The organism is Marinobacter sp. MMG032 (assembly GCF_040112695.1).
Taxonomy (GTDB): domain Bacteria; phylum Pseudomonadota; class Gammaproteobacteria; order Pseudomonadales; family Oleiphilaceae; genus Marinobacter; species Marinobacter salsuginis.
This window is the reverse complement of sequence record NZ_CP157802.1, coordinates 1070715-1091782: the sequence shown is the minus strand read 5'-3', so window position 1 is coordinate 1091782 and position 21068 is coordinate 1070715. Positions and strand designations below refer to the sequence as shown.

The window sequence follows — 21068 nt, the reverse complement described above, 5'->3', positions numbered from 1 at the left end:
GCTCATGAGTGAACAGTACGTTCTGGAGACCCGTAACCTTGTCAAAGAATTCAAGGGCTTTGTTGCGGTCGACGACGTGAACCTGAAGGTCCAGAAAGGCCATATTCACGCCCTGATCGGCCCTAACGGTGCTGGCAAGACCACGGTCTTCAATCTGCTCACCAAATTCCTGATCCCGACTCGTGGTCAGATCCTGTTCAAGGATCAGGACATAACCACCATGAAGTCCGCCGCCATCGCCCGCCAGGGCATTGTCCGCTCGTTTCAGATCTCTGCCGTATTCCCTCACATGACAGCGCTGGAGAACATCCGCGTAGCCCTGCAGACCTTCGAGGGTACCTCCTTCAGTTTCTGGAAATCCGGCAATTCCCTGCACAAGCTGAATCAGCGCTGCATGGAGCTTCTGGATGCCGTTGGCCTTGCAGAGTTTGCCAACACCACCACCGTTGAGTTGGCCTACGGGCGCAAGCGTGCACTGGAATTGGCAACCACGCTGGCCATGGAGCCGGAAATCCTGTTGCTTGACGAGCCAACCCAGGGCATGGGTTCGGAAGACGTGGATCGTGTGGTAGAGCTCGTACGCAAGGCGGCAGCGGGACGAACCGTTCTGATGGTTGAGCACAACCTCAGCGTGGTCAGCAAATTGTGCGATCGCATCACCGTGCTGGCTCAGGGCGCTGTCCTGACCGAGGGTGATTACGCCTCGGTCTCTGCAGATCCAAGGGTGCGCGAGGTATACATGGGTAGTGATGGTAGTGGAGAGCGGGGTACTACCGCTGACAGCGAGCAGTCGGAGGCGGCGCAATGACCAGTAAATCAGATCGCGAATACGAGCAGCTCCGACTCTCGGGATTACACGCCTTTTACGGCGAATCCCATATCCTCCATGGCATCGACATGGTGGTGCACCGTGGTGAGCTGGTGACCTTGCTGGGCCGCAATGGTGCAGGTCGGAGTACAACCCTCAAAGCCATTATGAATATGGTTGGCCGGCGCACCGGCTCAATCATGATTAACGGTGAGGAAACCATGTCTTGTGCGCCTCACCACATTGCCAGGTTGGGTGTCGGGTATTGCCCCGAACATCGGGGCATTTTTTCCTCGCTCAGTGTCCAGGAGAACCTGACGCTGCCGCCAGTGGTGCGCAGTGGCGGCATGAGCCTGGAAGAAATCTACAACATGTTCCCCAACCTGTATGAAAGACGTTTCAGCCAGGGCACCAAGCTGTCCGGTGGCGAGCAGCAGATGCTGGCTATGGCGCGCATTCTGCGCACAGGCGCCAACATGCTGCTGCTGGACGAAATCACCGAGGGTCTGGCCCCGGTTATTGTAGAAAAGCTGGGTGAGGTCCTGATTGCCCTGAAAAACAAGGGTCTGACCATTGTCCTGGTTGAGCAGAATTTCCACTTCGCAGCACCGTTAGCCGACCGTCATTACGTTGTTGAGCACGGTCAGATTGTGGAAGAAATCAGCGCCAACGAACTGAGTTCCAAGCAGTCGGTGCTGGATCGCTATTTGGGGGTCTGATCCCGGATAGGACGAGAGCAAGAAAAGCAACAACAACCCGAACCAACGCAAGACAGTAGCGGAGATACAACAATGACAATGATGAAAAAGCTTCTGACATCAGCCGTTGCATCAGCCATGATGGCAAGCGGAGCCCAAGCGGCTATTTCCAACGACACGGTCAAGATCGGTTACCTGGCAGATATGTCCGGCACCTACCGTGACCTGGCAGGCCCCAACGGGCTTAAGGCCCTGGAAATGGCGATCGCTGACTTTGGTGGTCAGGTAAATGGCGCCAAGATCGAAGTGGTCAGTGCTGATGACCGTAACAGCCCCGATACTTCCTCCAGCACCGTTCGTCGCTGGGTTGAGAACGAGGATGTTGATCTGGTGGCCGGTATGGTGGCTTCTTCCGTTTCCATTGCCGTGAGCAAGATTCTGGAAGAGAACGATCGCCTGGGTATCATCTCCGGTTCAGCCGCTTCCAGTATCACCAACGAGCACTGCACCCCGAACCACATCCACTACGTTTACGACACTTATCCGCTGGCCAACGGTACCGCCAGTGCGGTGGTTAAAGAGGGCGGCAAAACCTGGTACATGCTGACTGCGGATTACGCGTTCGGCCACGCTCTGGAAGGCGACGTTACCCGCGTTGTTGAGGCTAACGGCGGTGAAGTGATCGGCACCGTGCGCCATCCGTTCCCGACCCAGGATTTCTCCTCCTTCATCCTGCAGGCCCAGGCGTCCGGCGCTGATGTAATCGGCCTGGCAAACGCCGGTGCTGACACCACCAACGCCATCACAACAGCCAGTGAGTTCGGTGTCACCCAGTCTGGCCAGACGCTCGCGGCTCTGCTGCTGTTCCTGACTGACGTGCACGCACTGGGTGCGGAAACCGCTCAGGGCATCCAGTTGACCACCGGCTGGTACTGGGACATGAACGACGAGACCCGTGAATGGTCTGATCGCTTCATGGAAGAGACCGGTGTTCGTCCGACCATGGTTCACGCCGGTATCTACTCCAGCACCATGCAGTACCTGAACGCAGTCAAGGCGACCGGGTCTGATGATGCCCAGACAGTGCGCAAACAGATGATGGATACGCCCATCAACGACATGTTTGCCAAGAACGGCAAGATCCGTGTTGACGGCCGCATGGTGCACGATATGTACCTGGCGGAAGTGAAAACCCCGGCTGAGTCCACGAATGAGTGGGATCTGTACAAGATCCTGCGGACTATTCCGGCGGAAGAATCTTACCGTCCGCTCTCCGAGAGCAAGTGCAAGCTGGTTAACAACTAAGACCGGCATCAGGGCTCACCCGGCAACAGGGCAGGGTGAGCCCGCAACTCAGAGAATTGAGTAAGAACAACAACCAACCCCTGTGCTGCTTCTGGAGTTAGCCCAATGTCCATGATTTTCGGCGTCCCTGTAGCTGTGCTCTCCGGCCAGCTCCTGATCGGAATCATCAATGGCGCCTTTTACGCCCTTCTGAGCCTTGGGCTCGCGGTCATCTTCGGTTTGCTGAAGATCATCAACTTCGCCCATGGTGCCATGTACATGCTCGGCGCCATGACCACCGTCCTGATGTTTGACTATCTGGGCGTTAATTACTGGGTCGCGCTCCTGCTGGCCCCCCTGCTGGTCGGCGCTTTCGGCGTCGTCATAGAGTATTTCCTGCTGCGCCGCATCGCGGGGCAAGATCATATTTACAGCCTGCTCCTGACTTTCGGTGTGGCGCTGATCATCACCGGCGTGCTCGTGAACTGGTTTGGTGTGTCTGGCCTTCGCTACACCATGCCCGACATGTTCAAAGGCGGTGTGAATCTCGGCTTTATGTTCATGCCGTATTACCGGGCCTGGGTTATCGTTGCGGCACTGGTCGTGTGCTTCGGAACCTGGTTTGTGATTGAAAAAACCAAGCTGGGTGCCTACCTGCGGGCCGGTACCGAGGATTCCCAGCTTATGCAGGGTTTTGGTATCAACGTGCCCCTCCTGATCAGCCTGACTTACGGCTTTGGTGTGGCGCTGGCAGCGTTTGCCGGCGTCCTGGCCGCGCCGATTTACTCGGTGACCCCGGTCATGGGGTCTGCCACCCTGATTACGGTCTTTGCGGTTGTGGTTATCGGGGGTATGGGTTCCATTGGCGGCGCTATCATCACCGGTATTCTCATGGGTGTTATTGAAGGCCTCACCAAAACCTTCTACCCGCCGGCTTCCTCGGCGGTCATCTTCCTGGTCATGGTTCTGGTTCTGATGTTCCGTCCCAGTGGCTTGTTCGGTAAGGAGGCATAAACATGAATCAGCCAGTCAATTCCGCCGATATTCACAAGTCTATCGTTCAGGAACAGGCCAACCAGGATCGCAAGAAAATGATGCTCAACGGCGTGCTGTTGCTTATCCTGCTCGCTGCGCCGTTTGTGATTTACCCGGTCTTCCTGATGAAAATCCTGTGCTTCGCACTGTTTGCGGTGGCCTTCAACCTCCTGTTTGGGTTCACCGGCCTGCTGTCATTCGGTCATGCGGCCTTCCTGGCCACAGGTGGCTACACCACCGGTTACCTGCTCAGTAACTACTCCGGGCTTACCACGGAGATGGGGATCATCGCCGGCACCCTGGCGGCCACGGCTCTGGGCACTGGCTTTGCCTTGTTGTCGATTCGTCGGCAGGGCATCTATTTCGCCATGGTTACCCTGGCCCTGGCGCAGCTGGTTTTCTTCTTCTTCGTCCAGTCCGAGTTCACGGGCGGCGAAGATGGTATGCATGGTATCCCCCGGGGTGAGCTGCTGGGATTCATCAATCTCGAAGATAACCTGAACATGTACTATTTCGTGCTGGCGGTGTTTATCGCCTGCTATCTGCTGGTGCAGCGCATTGTCAGTAGTCCGTACGGTCAGGTATTGAAGGCCATCAAACAGAACGAGCCCCGTGCTGTATCGCTTGGCTATAACGTGGATCGTTACAAGGTGCTGGCATTCGTGATTTCCGCAGCGCTGGCCGGTCTTGCAGGTTCCATGAAATCCGTCGTGTTCCAGCTCGCTTCCCTGAACGATGCGCACTGGCACATGTCGGGCGAGGTTATCCTGATGACTCTGGTCGGTGGTATGGGAACCCTGCTTGGCCCGGTGGTGGGTGCCACCTTCGTGGTGAATATCGAGTACAACCTTTCCCAAGGTCCCTTACGGGATTGGGTAGATCCGATTCTTGGAGGCATCTTCGTGATCACGGTTCTGGCTTTCCGAAGCGGTATCGTGGGTGAGATCCAGAAGTTCGTGAAAAAGAATCTGGGCTGACGCACTTTTTTCCCTGAAAACCAAAAGGGCCACCTCTCGGGGTGGCCCTTTTGCATTGCCCGGGGTTGGATGATTGCCCCGGCTTCAGGCCGGATGCCTGAAAACAAAGGCATCCATGGCCAGAACACCGTGTTCGATCCCGCCATCAATCAGCACGCCGGGTTGCTGTTCCCCGGCCGCACCGGCCGCCACCAACAGAGGCAGGAAGTGCTCTGTGGTGGGGTGCGCACGTTGTGCATGGGGCGCTTTCTCCAGCGTCGCAATCAATTGTTGGTGGTCGCCTGCAGTGACCTTTGCGCGAACCCAATCCGTGAACTCCCGAGCATAGCCAGAGGCGTTCTCGTCCCCCCAGCGAACCTCGTAAAGGTTGTGGGTAAGGCTACCCGACCCGACAACAAGCACACCCTCATGCTCGAGTGGCTGCAGGGTCTGGCCCAGCTGCCAGGCCGAAGCAGGGTCAAGATTGGCAGGCATTGAAACCTGAAACACCGGAACCGAGTGATCGGGGAAAAGGTGCATCAGGGGAACCCAGGCCCCGTGATCCAGGCCCCGCTTTTCGTCAGCTCGTGCCTTCCAGCCTCCTGCCTCAAGCAAGGCGAGGGTGGTATGGGCCAGTTCCGGATGCCCGGATGCCGGATATTCAAGTTCATACAGTTCGGATGGGAAGCCGCGAAAATCGTGAATGGTCTCGGGCGTTCCGGAAACGCCCACCCGGACTTCCGGCGTCATCCAGTGGGGTGACACCACCAGTACAGCTTCGGGCCTGCTAAGGCGTTTGCCCAGCTCCGTCAGGGCCGGGCCAGCGAGGCCCGGCTCCAGTGCGAAGGTGGGAGCGCCGTGGGAAACAAACAGACTCATGATGGCTCCTCCGGGTTGCGGTGGTTATCGGGCTGCAATCGCGCGATCAATGGACGCGCGGCCTGCGCCGCTGAATACCAGGGACACCGACACGGCCAGCAAGGCCAGGCCAAACTCATAGCCATTGTTACTCATGAACAGGCCGTTGCCGATATGAACACTGAAAATGGCGACTAGCATGGCAAATGCCAGTACCGCGCTGGCAGGGCGAACCAGCAGGCCGATGATCAGTGCCAGGCCGCCGAAGAATTCCGCGCCACCGGCCAGCAGTGCCATCAGGTAGCCCGGGCTCAACCCGATGGAGTCCATCCATTGCCCAGTTCCTTCCAGGCCGTAGCCGCCGAACCAGCCAAACAGTTTCTGCGCGCCGTGAGCAGCGAATATGATACCGACGGGAATCCGGAGGGCCAATGCGCCCCAGCCTGCGTCAATGCTGATCAGTTTGTTCAGGAATGCGTTGTTCATGATGAATCTCCTTGGGTGTGTTTCGAACATGGGAGTACTTTACAAATATCAATAAACGGGATAAACGTACCTTTATTAAATTAACTGTTCCGGAAATCGAAACAATGGATCGATTGTTGGAGATGCAGACGTTCTGCAACGTGGTTGAAGCCGGCAGCTTCGTCGCTGCATCAGAGAATCTGGGAATGTCCAAGGCCGCTGTCTCACGCTATGTCAGCGAACTGGAAAGTCGTCTCGGGGTCCGGCTGCTGCAGCGGACCACCCGCCGCCTGTCGCTGACCGGGGAGGGCGAGGTGTTCTATGTCCGGTGCCGGGAACTATTGGCCGGGGTTGAGGAGGCCGAAGCAGAAATAACCGCCCGCAATGATGTCGCAAGGGGCACGTTGAGGGTGAATGCGCCGGTCAGCTTCGGAATAAGCCACCTGGCGCCTTTGTGGGGAGAATTTCACGCCCGCTATCCGGATGTGGAGTTGTCGATCGATCTCTCTGACCGGCTGGTGGATATCGTCGAGGAGGGTTTTGATCTGGCCATCCGGATTGCCACGCTGCAAAGCTCCACGCTGGTAAGCCGACGTATCACCTCCACCCGGCTCATTGCCTGCGCCTCGTCGGATTACATCGCCACCCACGGCGCCCCCGTCAAACCGGAAGATCTGGCCAGCCACCGGATCATCGGCTACAGCAACTTCACCACCGGCAACGACTGGCCCTTTGAGGGCCCGGATGGCAAGACCAGTGTGCGGGTCCGGCCATGGATGTATGCCAACAACGGTGAAACCTGCTGTGCCGCTGCCGTGGCCGGGCAGGGCATCGTGCTGCAGCCCGGTTTTCTGGTGCACAAAGACCTGGAAGCCGGGCGGCTGGTGGAGCTGATGCCTGACTATCGCTCCACCGAACTTGGCGTTTACGCCGTCTATCCCACCCGCAAGTTCGTGACGCCCAAAGTCCGGGCGCTGGTGGATTACCTTGTCTCTGCCTTTCCCGATGCGCTCTAAAGCGGTGGGCTAGGCGTCCGGAGTCTGCAACCGCTTCCGTTCCGCCCGACGCATCAGGTACCAGGCAATGAACGCAATCAGCGAGACTGCCAGAATGATCAGCGTGGCCAGCGCGTTGATCTTCGGCGAAACCCCCATCCGCACGGAGGAAAACACCACCATCGGCAGCGTGGTCGCCCCTGGCCCGGACACGAAGCTGGCAATCACCAGGTCGTCCAGGGACAGTGTGAATGCCAGCAGCCAGCCGGACACCAGCGCCGGAGCAATCACCGGCAGGGTGATCACGAAGAAGGTCTTCAGGGGCGTACAACCCAGGTCCATGGCCGCCTCCTCGATGGAGCGATCCACCTCCTGCAACCGGGCCGACACCACCACTGCCACATAGGCACTGCAGAAGGTGGTGTGGGCAATCCAGATGGTTGCCATGCCACGGTCAACCGGCCAGCCAATGGTCTGGGCCATCTGCACGAACAGCAGCAACAGCGACAGGCCGGTTATGACCTCGGGCATAACCAGCGGCGCGGTAATCATGCTGGACAGCAGCGTGCGCCCGCGCATCTTCTTGAACCGGGTAATCACAAACGCACACAGCGTGCCCAGGCACACCGCCATGCTGGCGGAGTAGAAGGCAATCCGCAGGCTCATCCAAACCGCCGACAGAATCTGCTCATCCCGGAACAGCTCGCCGTACCAATGGGTGGAAAATCCGGCCCAAACCGATACCAGCCGGGACGCATTGAACGAATACACGATCAGCACGAACATCGGCAGGTACAGGAACAGCAGGCCCAGAATCAGCATGACCTTTGAGAAACTGAACGAGCGTGACTTAACCATGCTTTTCCATCTCCCGGGCCTGGAACCGATGGAACAGCACAATCGGCACCAGCAGTAACAACAGCATCACGATCGCGAGGGCAGACGCCACCGGCCAGTCGCGGTTGTTGAAGAACTCCTCCCACAACACCTTGCCGATCATCAGCGTGTCCGGCCCGCCGAGCAGCTCCGGAATCACGAACTCGCCCACCGCGGGAATAAACACCAGCATCGAGCCGGCGAGGATGCCGGCCTTTGAGAGCGGCAGGGTGATGGCCCAGAAGGTGGTCAGGCTTCGGCAACCCAGGTCTGACGCTGCCTCCAGCAGGCGCACATCCAGCTTCACCAGATTGGTGTAGATGGGCAGCACCATGAACGGCAGGTAGGCGTAGACGATGCCCAGCACCACTGCGAAGTTGGTGTTCAGCATCTTAAGGGGCTGCTCAATCAAACCCAGCCACATCAGGAAACTGTTCAGCAGCCCCTGATTGCCGAGGATGCCCATCCAGGCATAGACCCGGATCAGGAACGAGGTCCAGGAGGGCAGCATCACCATCAACAGCAACACCAGTTGCCAGTGCTTGGGCGCCCTCGCCATGGCGTACGCCATCGGGTAGCCAATCAGCAGGCACACGACGGTGGCCAGGAAGGCGGTTTTCACCGATCCCCAGTAGGCCGCGAAATACAGGCTGTCGGACAGCAGGAACAGGTAGTTCCCGATATTCACCACCACCGAGAAGGTGTTGTCCACCCACCGGAATACGGGCTCGTAAGGGGGAATGGCCATCACCGCCGAGGTCAGGCTGATCTTCAGCACCAGCGCAAACGGCAGGAGGAAGAACAGCAGCAGCCACAGGAAGGGGATACCGAAAACTACCCGCCGATTGAAAAGGACTGCACGCACCCGCTCGGTCAGAGGGGCGGGTAAAAGTTTGCGTCTCATCGGCTCAGTTCCAGAGCAGGATGGGGCTGGAGGCTTCCCAGGATACGAATACCCTGTCGCCCCAGGTTGGCCGCTCACCACGACGTTCGACGTTCGCCATGGTCGCCTGCACCCGTTTGCCGCTGGCCAGCTTCACGTAGTAGGACGTGATGTCGCCCAGGTAGGCAATGTTGTCCACCGTACCGCAGCTCCAGTTGTGCTCGCCGTCCGGTTTGTCGGCGGTCAGATAGATCTTCTCCGGACGCAGGGCGATCAGGGTTTCGGTGGTTTCCGCAGGCGTGGTTACGCCACGGTCGATGAACACCGGCGCATCCAGCAGGGTGCTGGTCAGCGTGATGCTGTCGGCCTCGTCTTCGCGGATGTGCGCCTCGAAAATGTTCACCGAGCCGATGAACTCTGCCGTCATGCGGCTGTTCGGGCTCTCGTAGATATCGATGGGCGAGCCGATCTGGGCAATCCGGCCCTGGGCCATGATCGCAATACGGCTGGCCATGGTCATGGCTTCTTCCTGGTCGTGGGTCACCATCAGGCAGGTGGCGCCAACATTTTCCAGAATTTCCACGAGTTCCAGCTGCATTTCGGTACGCAGCTTCTTGTCCAGGGCACCCATGGGCTCGTCCAGCAACAGCAGCTTGGGACGTTTGGCCAATGAGCGGGCCAGGGCAACCCGTTGCTGCTGACCACCGGAAAGCTGCTGGGGTTTGCGCCGGGCATAGGGTTCCATCTTGACCAGCTTCAGCATGGCGTCCACACGGTCGCGAATTTCGCCCTTGGGCAGCTTGTCCTGTTTCAGGCCCATGGCAATGTTCTGCTCCACCGTCATGTGGGGGAACAGGGCATAGGACTGGAACATCATGTTAGTCGGGCGCAGGAACGGTGGCAGAGCCGTAACGTCCTGGCCGTCGAGCATGATGGTGCCGGCGTTGGGCGTTTCAAAACCTGCGAGCATGCGCAGCAGCGTGGACTTGCCGGAACCCGAGCCACCCAGAAGGGCAAAGATCTCGCCCTTGTGGATGTCCAGATTGACGTTGTCTACGGCCAGCGTGCCATCAAAGCTTTTGGAAATGCCCCGAATGCTGAGTAACACCTCCGCTTGCGCGGAGGTGTTGTTGCGGTTTTCCACCGCTTAACGACCAGACTTCACGTTGGTCCAAGTGCGGGTCATCAGACGCTGGGCGTCCTGAGGCCGGCCTTCCATGATGTACAGCTTCTTCATCACTTCGTCGGTGGGGTAGATGCTGGTATCGCTCAGAATCTCCGGATCAACAAACTCGTTGGCCGGCTTGTTCGGGTTGGCGTACCACACGTAGTTAGTCACATCGGCGATGATTTCCGGGCGCATCAGGAAGTTCATCAGCTTGTGGGCGTTCTCCACGTTCGGCGCACCGGCCGGAATGGTCATCATGTCGAACCACAGCACCGCGCCTTCTTTGGGAATGGTGTAGCGGATCACGTTGCCATTTTCGGCTTCCTCGGCGCGGGCAGCGGCCTGCAGGATGTCGCCGGAGTAACCGGCAGCCACGCACAGGTCACCGTTGGCCAGGTCGCCAATGTAACGGGACGAATGGAAGTAGGTGATGTTCGGACGAATGGCCTTGATCACCTCACCGCCTTTCTTGATGTCGTCGGCGTTGTTGCTGTTCGGGTCCAAGCCGATGTAGGCCATGGCCGCACGCACCATCTCTTCGCCGGAATCCAGCATGGCAATGCCGCAGCCGCCGGCGGCGAGCTTGCCGGTGACCTCCGGATCAAATACCAGCGCCCAGGAATCAGTAGGAGCGCTATGGCCCAGGATTTCCTGAATGCGGCCTTCGTTATAGCCATAGCCGTTGGTGCCCCAGAGGTAGGGCAGGGCAAACTGGCTGCCCGGGTCGACCTTTTCCAGATCGTCCATCAAATCCGGGTTCAGGTTGCTCATGTTCGGCAGCTTGCTGTGGTCCAGCGCTACGAAGGCGTTGGCAGAAATTTGCTTGGCCACGTAGTGGTTGGAGGGCACAACAAGATCGTAGCCGGAACGGCCGGAAAGCAGGGCGGCTTCGAGGATCTCGTTACTGTCGTAGACGTCATAGATGACCTTGATGCCGGTTTCTTCCGTGAACTTCGCCAGGGTGTCCTCAGCGATGTAGTCGGACCAGTTGTAGACGCGCACTTCCTCTGCTGCAAAAGCGGAGGAGGCACACAGAGACAACGCAACAGAGGCGGCCAGCGCCTGTGGCTTACACAACTTCAACATTGGATGGTTTCCCTCACTCAAAAGGGATTAATACAAAACGTGCAGGACGCACGCAGTGTTGTGCAGGTCTGCTGAGGGTGGCCGCAGTTGGCTGTTGTCCCGGACGGAACCCGTCGCCGCCTTTTGACTCCTTTAAGGCTTGTCCTGGAAACGGCAGTTGGGAATCCGCCGAATTCTCGCGATATGTATCATGAGATTCCGGGTTGCGCTATAAAAATTTAACTCCGGGATTTGTGGTATGTCCCTATCTTGCCAAACACCCCGGAAACCGGGATAAAGGAGTGTTGAAACTCCTGCGCCGGCTCCTCGGCACCAGGCCTGTTTGCGTTGTGGAAGGCGTTCCCTATGGCTTCTGGTTCTACGAGTGCCGACTCGTTCCTTCAGGCACACCCCGAACTTCAGTTTGTTGATCTGCTGATCCCGGATATCAATGGCATTGTTCGCGGCAAGCGGGTGGATCCGTCAGCGCTGGCGAAAGTGTTTGAGCGTGGCGTAGCCATGCCGGCTTCCATCTTTGCCCTGAACATTCAGGGCACCACGGTGGAAGAAACCGGTCTGGGGCTCGACATCGGCGAGGCTGATCGCGTCTGCCTGCCCATCGAGAACACCCTCACCATGGAACCCTGGCAGAAGCGCCCAACAGCGCAACTGCTGCTGACCATGTATGAGCTGGACCGCGAGACGCCGTTTTTCGCAGACCCCCGAGTGGTCTTGCAGAACATCGTCAAGCGCTTTGAGGAACTGGGCCTGACCCCGGTGGCGGCCTTCGAGCTGGAGTTTTACCTGATCGACCAGGAGAACCTCTCCGGTCGCCCGCAGCCGCCGAAATCGCCGCTTTCGGGTAAACGCCCGGCGGGCACCCAGGCCTACTCCATTGATGATCTGGACGAGTACGCGGAATTCCTGGCGGACGTGCTGGATGCCGCCCACGAGCAGGAGCTGCCGGCGGATGCGCTGGTGGCCGAATCGGCGCCCGGCCAGTTTGAAGTCAACCTGCATTACGTGGATGACGCAGTGCAAGCCTGCGACCACGCCACCCTGCTCAAGCGCCTGATCAAGAACATGGCCTACGACCATGAAATGGACACCACCTTCATGGCCAAGCCCTACCACAACCAGGCCGGCAGTGGCATGCACCTGCACGTGAGCCTGGTGGATAGTGAGGGCCGCAACGTATTCGCCGGCGACGCCGAGCAGCCAAACGACATGCTGCGCTGGGCCGTGGGCGGGTTGGTGGCCACCATGAACGATGCCATGGCGTTGTTCTGCCCGAACATCAATTCCTACCGACGGTTCAGCCCGGAGTACTATGTGCCCAGTGCGGCTACCTGGGGCGTGGATAATCGGACTGCGTCACTGCGTTTGCCGGGCGGTGATCCTGAAGCTCTTCGAATTGAACACCGTGTGGCCGGCGCCGATGCCAACCCGTACCTGCTGATGGCAGCCGTGCTGGCGGGCATGCATTACGGTATCTCCAACCGGATCGAACCACCGCCGGTCACCGTGGGTAATGCCCATGAACAGCACGAGGCCTCATTGGTGAATAATCTGCGGGATGCCTTGCGGGAGCTGGGCCAATCCAGAGTCATGGCTGACTATCTCGGTCGGGAGTTTCTGGACGTGTTCGTGGCCTGCAAGGAGCATGAGCTGAATGAATTCGAGATGACCATCTCGGATCTTGAGTATCTGTGGTACCTGCACACGGTCTAGTGGTTGCGGGATAATGAAAAACGGCGCCTTCAAGGCGCCGTTCTCGCTTGTGAGGCGACGTTTCCTGTTTATTCCAGAACCAGCCAGGTGGCCTTCAGCTCGGTGTACTTGTCGAAGGCATGGACCGACTTGTCGCGACCGTTGCCGGACTGCTTGAAGCCACCGAAGGGCGCTGTCATATCACCGCCGTCATAGTGATTGATCCACACGCTGCCGGCTCGCAGCGCCTTGGCCACTTTGTGGGCGGTATTGATATTAGAGGTCCAAACCGCAGCGGCCAGGCCGTAGATGGTATCGTTTGCAATCGCGACAGCTTCGTCTGGGGTGTCGAATCCGATCACAGAGAGCACCGGCCCGAAGATTTCTTCCGAGGCAATGCGCATCTGGTTGTTCACCCCGTCAAACACCGTGGGCTGAACGAACAGTCCGCCGGTTTCTTCCATGATCCGCTTGCCACCTTCCACCAGGCGTGCGCCCTCAGACTGGCCGATGCCAATGTAGTCGATAATACGATCCAGCTGTCCCTGATCCACGATGGCGCCGCAGGTGGTGGCCGGGTCCAGTGGGTGGCCAGGGCGCCACGTTTTCAGGGCATCGCGAATCAGCCCGACAAACTCGCCACGAATGCTGTTTTCGACCAGAAGGCGACTGCCGGCGGTGCACACCTCGCCTTGGTTGAAGGCAATGGCACTGGCTGCCTCGGCAGCGGCCTTTTTCAGGTCTGGCGCATCAGCGAAGACAATGTTGGGGCTCTTGCCACCGGCTTCCAGCCACACCCGTTTCATGTTGGACTGGCCGGCGTAAACCATCAGCTGTTTGGCCACATTTGTGGAACCGGTAAACACCAGGCAATCCACGTCCATGTGCAGCGCCAGGGCCTTGCCCACGGTGTGGCCATAGCCTGGAAGCACATTGAAAACGCCCGCGGGAACGCCCGCTTCCTCGGCCAGGGCGGCCAGGCGAATGGCGCTCAGGGGCGATTTCTCGGAGGGTTTGAGTATTACCGAATTGCCTGTGGCCAGGGCCGGGGCGATTTTCCAGGCCGCCATGATCATCGGAAAGTTCCAGGGTACGATGGCCGCCACCACACCCATGGGCTCCCGGGAAACCATGCCGATCTGGTTGTGGGGGGTAGGTGCAAGCTCACCGTAAACCTTGTCGATGGCCTCGGCGGTCCAGCGGATTGCCCGGGCCGTGGCCGATACGTCCACGGTCCTGGCGTGGCTGATGGGTTTGCCCATGTCCAGCGTTTCCAGCAGGGCAAGCTCGTCGCCGTGGGCTTCGATAAGGTCAGCAAAACGGAGCAGCACCGCCTTGCGTTTGGTAGGGGCCAGTTGGCTCCAGATGCCTGTCTCGAAGGCGTTCCTGGCAGCTACAACGGCCTGGTCCGCATCGCTCTGGTCACAGCTGGCAACGACAGCCAGTTCCCGGCCGTCGATCGGGCTGATTGAAGCAAACGTCCCACCAGCAACGGCCCATTGATAGGCGCCGTTCAGGTAAGCGCGGCCCTCGATTGTGAGGTTGTCTGCCAGTGCTTGCCATTCGGCCTGGCTGGTAGGAGTAGAAGAGCTGACGGATTGATTCATGGGCGCCTCGCAGGCTGTAGAGTTGAGAAATCATAGCAGCACTTTCATGCCCGGGCGCCGCCCTCGATATAGGTATAAGAACGTGTCTTTCCGAACGCCCTGCGCTGGCATAGACTTTCTGCGGCGCGCAGCATCGCGGCCGGCTTCTGAACGTCTCTTTCACCCTCTCTGGCGTCACATAATGATCGAGTATCCCCCGGTTCCCTCGTATTACGCAGCTTCCGCCAACCCGGCCCCTGTGCGTCCGGCTCTGCGCGGGTCCTGCGAGGCAGATGTGTGTGTCGTGGGTGCCGGTTATACCGGCCTGTCCACGGCGCTGTTCCTGGCAGAGGCCGGGTTCAGGGTGGTGGTTCTGGAGGCCGCAACCGTTGGCTGGGGTGCATCGGGTCGCAATGGCGGGCAGATCGTCAACAGCTTCAGCCGTGACCTGGACAGCATCGAGCGGCAGACCTCAAAAGAGCATCTGGGGTTGCTGGCTGAAATGGCCTTCGAGGGCAGCCAGATTATTCGCCAGCGGGTGAAGAGTTACGGCATTCACTGCGACCTGAAAGAGGGCGGTATCTTTGCCGCGCTCAATTCAAAGCAGTTCAAGCACCTGGAATCCCAGCAGGCGCTGTGGCGCCGGTACGGGTATGACCAGCTGGAATTGCTGGATCGAAACGCTATCCGTGCCCGGGTTGGTACAGAACGGTATGTCGGCGGCGCCATCGATCACACCGGCGGCCACATTCATCCCCTGAATCTGGCTCTGGGCGAGGCCGCTGCGCTGGAGTCTCGCGGCGGCGTGATTCACGAGCATTCAAGGGTAACGAGCATCGTCCCCGGTAAAACCGTAACCGTTAAAACCGGGATGGGTGAGGTGAGGGCGCAAACGGTTGTTCTGGCGGGCAACGCCTATCTTGGCGGTCTGATACCGGAACTCGGCGCCAAATCCATGCCATGCGGCTCGCAGATCATTGCCACCGAGCCGTTGGACGAAGCCGTTGCCAGAGAGCTGCTGCCCAGCGACAACTGTGTCGAAGACTGCAACTACCTGCTGGACTACTTCCGGTTGTCTGGCGACAAACGCCTGATCTACGGCGGTGGTGTGGTCTACGGTGCCCGCGACCCGGCTAACATCGAAAGGCTGATTCGTCCGAATATGCTCAAAACCTTCCCACAACTGGCGAACGTGAAGATCGACTACGCCTGGACCGGTAATTTCCTGCTCACGCTGTCGCGCCTGCCTCAGCTGGGGCACCTGCACGAGAACGTGTTCTACTCGCAGGGCTGCTCCGGGCACGGAGTCACCTTTACCCATGTAGCCGGTAAGGCATTGGCACTGGCAATTCAGGGTCAGGCGGAAAGGTTTGATGCCTTCGCCAGCCTGCCCCATTACCCGTTCCCGGGTGGAAGGGCCTTCCGGGTGCCTTTGACGGCAATGGGCGCCTGGTATTACGCGTTGCGCGACAGGTTGGGCGTTTGATTCTCCGGAAAACTGTGAAATCGCTCTCGTTCTGTCAACGTTTAAATTTGTAATCGGGGAGTCCGCCGATCCTTATAAGCTCAAAGCCTGAAAAAGAGCGTCGCACACAAAATCACAACAAAACAATATCTTATGCATCCTGATTCGGGCATCAGGCTGTAACCTTCCATCACAACGTGTATCCCTCCGTAACCGCCAAATTCCTGACGGACTTGCCCCGGTAAATCCGGAACTGCGCCGCATATAACCGAAAACTGCCGCTGTAAGATTTGCTCAAATTCGTCAAATAATTGGTGTGAAACGATGTCATATTGCGGCAAAAAACTAACGAAGCAAGGACTGCTGATGTTTCCTGCGGCTGTTCTGCTATCGGGCTGCGGTCTGGACATTTCCAGTGAAGACGACAATGCCTCGACACAGTCTTCGGTCGCGGCCGAGCCAACGGTCCAGATTGCTGGCGCAGCGATGAAAGGTGTCATCCAGCAGGGGCTGGTTGTTGCCAACCGTCTGATTGCGGACAAAGATGGCTATTACGCCCCCCAGCGCCAGGCAGCAAAACCGGTGTTGACGGCAGACGACGGCAGTTACGAGTGGCAGCTTCGCGGTAAGGCCGAAGGCTGGGCCCTGGTTGAACTGACGGCTGATGGCGGCACCCGCATGATCTGCGATGTGGTGCCCCAGTGTGATCAGGCGGGTAGTGCGCCGGTGGCATTTGGTCAGCCCATGCCGCTGGATAGCAGTTTCAGCCTCCTTGGTGCCGGCGATCTGCGGATGGAAACCGTCAACCTCACTCCGCTGACCCACCTGGCCGTGAAATTGGCCGAGCGGAGCAGCGATGGCCTTTCACCGGTTGCCATTTCCAATGCCTATTCTACGGTCGAAAACTGGTTCGGGCTCCCGGCCGGCGCTCTTCGCCTGACCCCGCCGGACCTGACCAGCCTGGATGAAATGACCAGTGTATCCGCTGACGCCATTCAGGTGGCGATTGCCAACGCGGCTTTTCTGGCTCTGGTTAACGACAACACCCAGTGGGATTCGATTTCTGATGTGCTGGCGGATGTTACCTCACAGGTCAGTGCCACCGGCCAGATCAGCGTGATGGGTGATGGCACCAATGTGGCGCTGGCGGACCTTATCAGTGCCGCTGCCCTGCAGTCTTCTGAGCTTCAGAATGCGGTTGATTCGAGCGTCATCAGCCAGAAACTGGTGGTTGTCGAGTACCGCAACGTGCAGCGCTTTAAGACCATTGCCGATGTAAACGAAGAGACTGACACCGGTGTTGCCGACTCGGGCGAGACCACCACCGACACCTCAACGGATACCAGTACGGATACCTCTACCGATACCTCGACTGGTTCAACAGACGAGCAGGTTGCCGGAACAACCGAGCCGGATACGTCAGGCGATGTCACCTCAGGCGGTGATACAACCACTGATACCACGACTGATGAAACCGTCGCAGATACCGGGACAGACACTGAACCCAGTGAGCCAGTCACTGAAACTACGCCCGAGGAAACTGTCCCGGCAAATACAGCACTGCTGAGCTGGACCGCGCCGCTGACCCGCGAGAATGGCGAGAGCCTGGCCATGGGCGAAATCGCAGGCTTCGAGGTGGTTTACGGCACCAGCGCTGAAAACCTGGACCAGAGCCTGGCCATTGGTGATGCCTCGGTGGATGAGTTGCTGGTAGACGAGCTGACTGAGGGTACCTGGTACTTCGCTATCCGCACCCTGGATACCGATGGCAACCGCAGCCGGCTGTCTGAGGTGGTCTACAAACAGATCTGATAAGGCACGAAAAGGCAGCGCTGTCCTCTGTGGGCTTCGCTGCCGGCCTGCTACCATGTACTGGAACGAGGCCCCACTCCGAGTACATGATGGAATTTTCAGACGATCATCAAGCCCTCCTTGAAGTCATCCCCGATGTGCGCGATGGCCTGACGCGTACCGAGCGAATCATTCTTTACGTTCTGCAGGAAACACAGCGCGAGCTGGAAGGCCGCAACGTGCCGACTGCCATGCTGTATGGCCGGGTGCTCGAATACGTGGATATGAGCGAGGCGGAGCTTCACCTGTATATGGACAGGTTGGGCGTGAAGGGAGATGGCAGGTAGGTTTGTTCGCGCTTTGTGTTGCCGGCCGCTTTCGCCAGTCGGCCTAGCAGCCGGCAATTCCGCAGCGATTATTTCGCGGTAATGGTCGACATCACCAGCTTTCCGTCCCGCTTGATCGGGCCGTCTTCCTTGGCACCCAGGGTGTACTCGAAAATTCCGGTTTTCATGCCGCCGTCTTCGCTGTGAACCATCAGCATCAGCATGTCACCGGATTGCACTTCCTCGGTTAGGATCGCCGCGACATCCATGTTCATGCCTTTGCGCAGTGGCGCGTGGGCGACAACAGGGCCGGGCTTCGTGGATTCGTCGGTGCGGTGAACCACCAGCCAGCCATTCTGTTCGGCAACAACTTTCCTGGCGGATACAACGCCATTTGCGACGGACTGATCGTTGGTCCAGACACCGGCCTTGTGCTCAGCGGCCAGTGCCGAGCCGGTTGCGAATGCGCCGGAAACCAGGGCGGCCAGAAGTGTGGATGTTTTTGCGTGCTTGGTCATTGCGTTCTCCTTAGTCTCAGTATTTCCCGCCCGTTGGGTTGTTGTTGGGCGGGTTAACTGCAGCTACGGGAGCGGATGCGCAAAGTTTCAGGCACCGGTGATTTTTTTGTGATGCTGACTAAGGATTGTTCCCATCGGTGGGGTAGAGGTAGCCATGAATCGCCGGCCCGGTGGGTTGACCTGTCGGTGAGCCGCCCTCGGGCTCGACACTTATGCCAAACGTGGCTTCCTTGAGAAGGGCCGGTTCGTAACCGCTCAATGCTCCCTCATCAAGCCTGAAATCGTTGCCCAGAACGCCCACTGAACGCGGGTTTGGTCCCAGCTCGTCCGCCTTGATCCACAACTGATAGGATTTTCCGGGCCTTGGCTCGGCGGTTACCGGTCTGATATTGAGCCGTTGCGCCTCCAGGTCCACTGTAAGCAGGAAGGCCGGCTGTTCATCATTATGCTGGAACACCGCCACGAACGACTGAGCTTGTGGCGTGGGTTGTGGCTGGAATAACAGAATGGCCACCAACACCAGGGCCGCCGCCGAAGCAATCGCCGTACTCCAGCGCCAGCGGTTCAGCTGGCTGCGCAAAGCAACCACTTTGAGGGTTTCGGAAGGCTGCCGGGGTGTCGATTCGATGCGGTCCAGCGCCTTCTCGATTTTTGCAAACAGCGCAGGCGAGGGCTGAACGGGCTCGGCTTCATCTGCCAGCCTGCCCAGTCGCTCTTCCCACTGCAGGATTAGAGTTTCTACCTTGGGATCCTCGCGGCGTCGGGTTTCAACATACTCCCGCTCCGGGGCCGGCAAAGTGCCCAGAACGTACTCTGCAACCAGCATGTCCAGGTCGTCGCGTTCCGTCATGATTCCAGGCACCTTTTGATCTGTTTCAGGGCGCGGTGCAGCCAGGTCTTTATGGTATTTACTGGCTGCTCGAACTGGCTTGCCAGTTCTTCCCGGGACCAGCCGTTGAGGTAGGCCAGGCGTACCATGTCCTGTCGGTCTTTCTCCAGTTGGTCGATGCAGTGATTCAGTTTATTTGCCGCCCGCTGGTCTTCCAACTGTTCCTGGGCCGTTGACTGTCTTCCCGGCATCTCGTCCAACTCATCGCTGTTCGTGGTACGACCGGCAGGGTGTTTGCGCAGCTCATCAATTGCGCTGTTACGGGCGATCGAAACCAGCCAGGTGATGGGCGAGGATTTACCGTCCTGAAACTGCTCGGCCCTTTGCCAGATCTTGAGGTACGTGTCCTGGATAACATCGTCTGCCCATGCCCTGTCTCTGAGGATACGCAACACGGTGCCCAGAAGTTTCGGGGCCGTTGCCTGGTAGAGGAGGGCGAAAGCCTGGCGGTCTTTCTGAGCCACATGGTGAATCAGCTCAGCGACGCGCTCGGGCGACTGCGAACTCTGTGCGTCGATGGCATTGCCTGGGAGCTGATGGGAGTCGGGCTTCATGAGGCCTCGGGCTGTGGTGCCTGTCCAGCAGGGTACTTGCTGGTTCGCTGCTGCTCAACAGGAATTTGCCCTTGGGCGGCAACCCATCCTGAGAGGTAAAGCTCTCGTTAGCCCAGATGCTTCTGCTTGCGCCACCGCACTGGCGGCATGCCTGTCCAGCGCCGGAACGCGCGGTAAAACGTGCTTACCTCGGCAAAGCCCAGCGCCTCGGCGATTTCGGGTAGGGAAGAGCTGGAATCGGCCACCGCCTGCAGAGCCTTTTCGCGGCGAACGTTGTCAACAAGCCCATCGAAGGTCTGGCCTTGTTCCCGAAGCCGCCGGGCCAGGCTGCGTTCGCTGATGCCCAAGGCTTCCGCGGCGTCTGCACGGCGGGGCGGCACCGGCCCAATGCGTGTGGTTAGCCACCTTCGTATCTCCGGCGCCGACGCACTGTTGATGGAGAGGGCGGCGAGGCGAGCGGTTGTGTAGCGCTCGTGCACTTGCGCAAGCTGAGGGTCGGCCTGGGGTAGGGGCTGGTCCAGAACGCTGTTATCGATCAGTACCCCGCTGAACGCCTGCTCGAACTCCACCGGGCAATTGAACACGGTCTGGTACCCGGCCAGCGGCCCCAGCCGGGGCTGGCTGAATTGCACCCGGGCCGGTTGCATCCTGGTTCCCGTGACCCAACTCCCGAAGCCCACCACCGACGCCAGCACCGCCTCAATCTGGTGGGGACTGAAGGCCAGTCGGCCCTGCCTGGGATGGTAAACCAGCCAGGTGGCAGCATTGCCAGCGACAACCTGAAAGCGTCCGCCATCGGAGATCAGCCGCTGGAAACGCTGAACCATCACAATGGCCTCCCGAAGGGTGGCGGCGGACTGCAGCGCGAACCCGACACCACTGATGCTCATCGGCGAGAACTCCGCGCCCACTTTCAGGCCGAAGCCCGGGTCGCCAGTGCACCGCTCGGCAGCGTGCCAGAGCCGGGTAATATCGTCGATCGGCCAGCGTTCCAGTTCGCAGGCGGAGTGCGGAATACCTGCGGCGGCCAACAGCTGGTCCGCCGCAACAGATAGCCTCTCGGCAGCACCGATCACCGTGTTGACCCAGCCAATGGAAACGGTGGCCTCTAAAGTCAATTTTGCTGGCCTCTGAGGTC

General features: G+C 58.9%; 21 protein-coding genes. 10 read left to right on the top strand and 11 right to left on the bottom strand.

What is annotated here, in order from left to right; genetic code table 11:
- Positions 1-4 precede the first annotated feature (4 nt).
- The 5 genes from ABNF92_RS05010 (at position 5) to ABNF92_RS04990 (ending at position 4802) form a co-directional block, all read left to right on the top strand.
- Entirely contained in the window at positions 5-808 is an 804-nt protein-coding gene (locus ABNF92_RS05010) for an ABC transporter ATP-binding protein (protein ID WP_069184244.1), read from the top strand.
- On the top strand, positions 805-1527 hold the full coding sequence (locus ABNF92_RS05005) for an ABC transporter ATP-binding protein (protein WP_069184245.1): 723 nt from the start codon (positions 805-807) through the stop codon (positions 1525-1527). Before ABNF92_RS05010 ends, ABNF92_RS05005 begins: the two co-directional genes overlap by 4 nt.
- A 72-nt stretch (positions 1528-1599) precedes the next feature.
- Positions 1600-2811: an ABC transporter substrate-binding protein gene (locus ABNF92_RS05000; protein ID WP_069184246.1), complete on the top strand. Its 1212-nt coding sequence runs from the start codon at positions 1600-1602 to the stop codon at positions 2809-2811.
- 105 nt (positions 2812-2916) lie between these two features.
- A complete protein-coding gene (locus ABNF92_RS04995) occupies positions 2917-3804 on the top strand; it encodes a branched-chain amino acid ABC transporter permease (protein ID WP_069184247.1) in 888 nt (295 codons plus the stop codon).
- 2 nt (positions 3805-3806) lie between these two features.
- Entirely contained in the window at positions 3807-4802 is a 996-nt protein-coding gene (locus ABNF92_RS04990) for a branched-chain amino acid ABC transporter permease (RefSeq protein WP_136632273.1), read from the top strand.
- 84 nt (positions 4803-4886) lie between these two features.
- Here ABNF92_RS04990 and ABNF92_RS04985 read toward each other — a convergent pair whose 3' ends face one another.
- On the bottom strand, positions 4887-5660 hold the full coding sequence (locus ABNF92_RS04985) for a class III extradiol ring-cleavage dioxygenase (protein WP_136632356.1): 774 nt from the start codon (positions 5658-5660) through the stop codon (positions 4887-4889).
- A gap of 24 nt (positions 5661-5684) precedes the next feature.
- Positions 5685-6125, bottom strand: a complete 441-nt coding sequence (locus ABNF92_RS04980; RefSeq protein ID WP_291909547.1) for a DoxX family protein — start codon at positions 6123-6125, stop codon at positions 5685-5687.
- 104 nt (positions 6126-6229) lie between these two features.
- Between ABNF92_RS04980 and ABNF92_RS04975 the strand changes: the two genes are divergently transcribed.
- The gene (locus ABNF92_RS04975) at positions 6230-7120 is read left to right on the top strand and encodes a LysR family transcriptional regulator (RefSeq protein WP_349343631.1); all 891 of its coding nucleotides are present in this window, start codon (positions 6230-6232) and stop codon (positions 7118-7120) included.
- A gap of 9 nt (positions 7121-7129) precedes the next feature.
- Here the strand turns inward: ABNF92_RS04975 and ABNF92_RS04970 are convergent, their stop codons facing one another.
- Genes ABNF92_RS04970 through ABNF92_RS04955 form a run of 4 tightly spaced genes read right to left on the bottom strand, consistent with a single transcriptional unit; the run spans position 7130 to position 11112 of the window.
- Positions 7130-7957, bottom strand: coding sequence for an ABC transporter permease subunit (locus tag ABNF92_RS04970; RefSeq protein WP_069184252.1), 828 nt, complete (start codon positions 7955-7957; stop codon positions 7130-7132).
- Positions 7950-8879, bottom strand: a complete 930-nt coding sequence (locus tag ABNF92_RS04965) for an ABC transporter permease subunit (RefSeq protein ID WP_136631691.1) — start codon at positions 8877-8879, stop codon at positions 7950-7952. Before ABNF92_RS04965 ends, ABNF92_RS04970 begins: the two co-directional genes overlap by 8 nt.
- Before the next feature lie 4 nt (positions 8880-8883).
- The gene (gene potA / locus ABNF92_RS04960; protein WP_349343630.1) at positions 8884-10002 is read right to left on the bottom strand and encodes a polyamine ABC transporter ATP-binding protein; all 1119 of its coding nucleotides are present in this window, start codon (positions 10000-10002) and stop codon (positions 8884-8886) included.
- A 3-nt stretch (positions 10003-10005) separates the two neighbouring features.
- Positions 10006-11112, bottom strand: a complete 1107-nt coding sequence (locus ABNF92_RS04955; RefSeq protein WP_349343629.1) for a polyamine ABC transporter substrate-binding protein — start codon at positions 11110-11112, stop codon at positions 10006-10008.
- 345 nt (positions 11113-11457) lie between these two features.
- On the opposite strand from ABNF92_RS04955, the gene ABNF92_RS04950 reads away from it, so the two are divergent.
- Complete coding sequence (locus ABNF92_RS04950) at positions 11458-12822, top strand: glutamine synthetase family protein (RefSeq protein ID WP_349343628.1); 1365 nt, start codon at positions 11458-11460, stop codon at positions 12820-12822.
- A gap of 68 nt (positions 12823-12890) precedes the next feature.
- Here the strand turns inward: ABNF92_RS04950 and ABNF92_RS04945 are convergent, their stop codons facing one another.
- A complete protein-coding gene (locus ABNF92_RS04945; RefSeq protein WP_349343627.1) occupies positions 12891-14408 on the bottom strand; it encodes an aldehyde dehydrogenase in 1518 nt (505 codons plus the stop codon).
- 184 nt (positions 14409-14592) lie between these two features.
- On the opposite strand from ABNF92_RS04945, the gene ABNF92_RS04940 reads away from it, so the two are divergent.
- From ABNF92_RS04940 to ABNF92_RS04930, 3 genes are all read left to right on the top strand, one after another.
- Complete coding sequence (locus ABNF92_RS04940; RefSeq protein ID WP_349344062.1) at positions 14593-15873, top strand: FAD-binding oxidoreductase; 1281 nt, start codon at positions 14593-14595, stop codon at positions 15871-15873.
- Positions 15874-16218: 345 nt separating this feature from the next.
- A complete protein-coding gene (locus ABNF92_RS04935) occupies positions 16219-17664 on the top strand; it encodes a hypothetical protein (protein WP_349343626.1) in 1446 nt (481 codons plus the stop codon).
- 89 nt (positions 17665-17753) lie between these two features.
- The gene (locus ABNF92_RS04930) at positions 17754-17990 is read left to right on the top strand and encodes a hypothetical protein (RefSeq protein ID WP_349344061.1); all 237 of its coding nucleotides are present in this window, start codon (positions 17754-17756) and stop codon (positions 17988-17990) included.
- Positions 17991-18058: 68 nt separating this feature from the next.
- Here ABNF92_RS04930 and ABNF92_RS04925 read toward each other — a convergent pair whose 3' ends face one another.
- The 4 genes from ABNF92_RS04925 to ABNF92_RS04910 form a co-directional block, all read right to left on the bottom strand.
- Positions 18059-18487, bottom strand: a complete 429-nt coding sequence (locus tag ABNF92_RS04925) for a hypothetical protein (protein WP_349343625.1) — start codon at positions 18485-18487, stop codon at positions 18059-18061.
- 118 nt (positions 18488-18605) lie between these two features.
- Positions 18606-19337, bottom strand: a complete 732-nt coding sequence (locus ABNF92_RS04920) for an anti-sigma factor (protein ID WP_349343624.1) — start codon at positions 19335-19337, stop codon at positions 18606-18608.
- On the bottom strand, positions 19334-19930 hold the full coding sequence (locus tag ABNF92_RS04915; protein ID WP_349343623.1) for a sigma-70 family RNA polymerase sigma factor: 597 nt from the start codon (positions 19928-19930) through the stop codon (positions 19334-19336). Before ABNF92_RS04915 ends, ABNF92_RS04920 begins: the two co-directional genes overlap by 4 nt.
- 107 nt (positions 19931-20037) lie before the next feature.
- Positions 20038-21048, bottom strand: coding sequence for an AraC family transcriptional regulator (locus ABNF92_RS04910; protein ID WP_349343622.1), 1011 nt, complete (start codon positions 21046-21048; stop codon positions 20038-20040).
- Positions 21049-21068 lie beyond the last annotated feature (20 nt).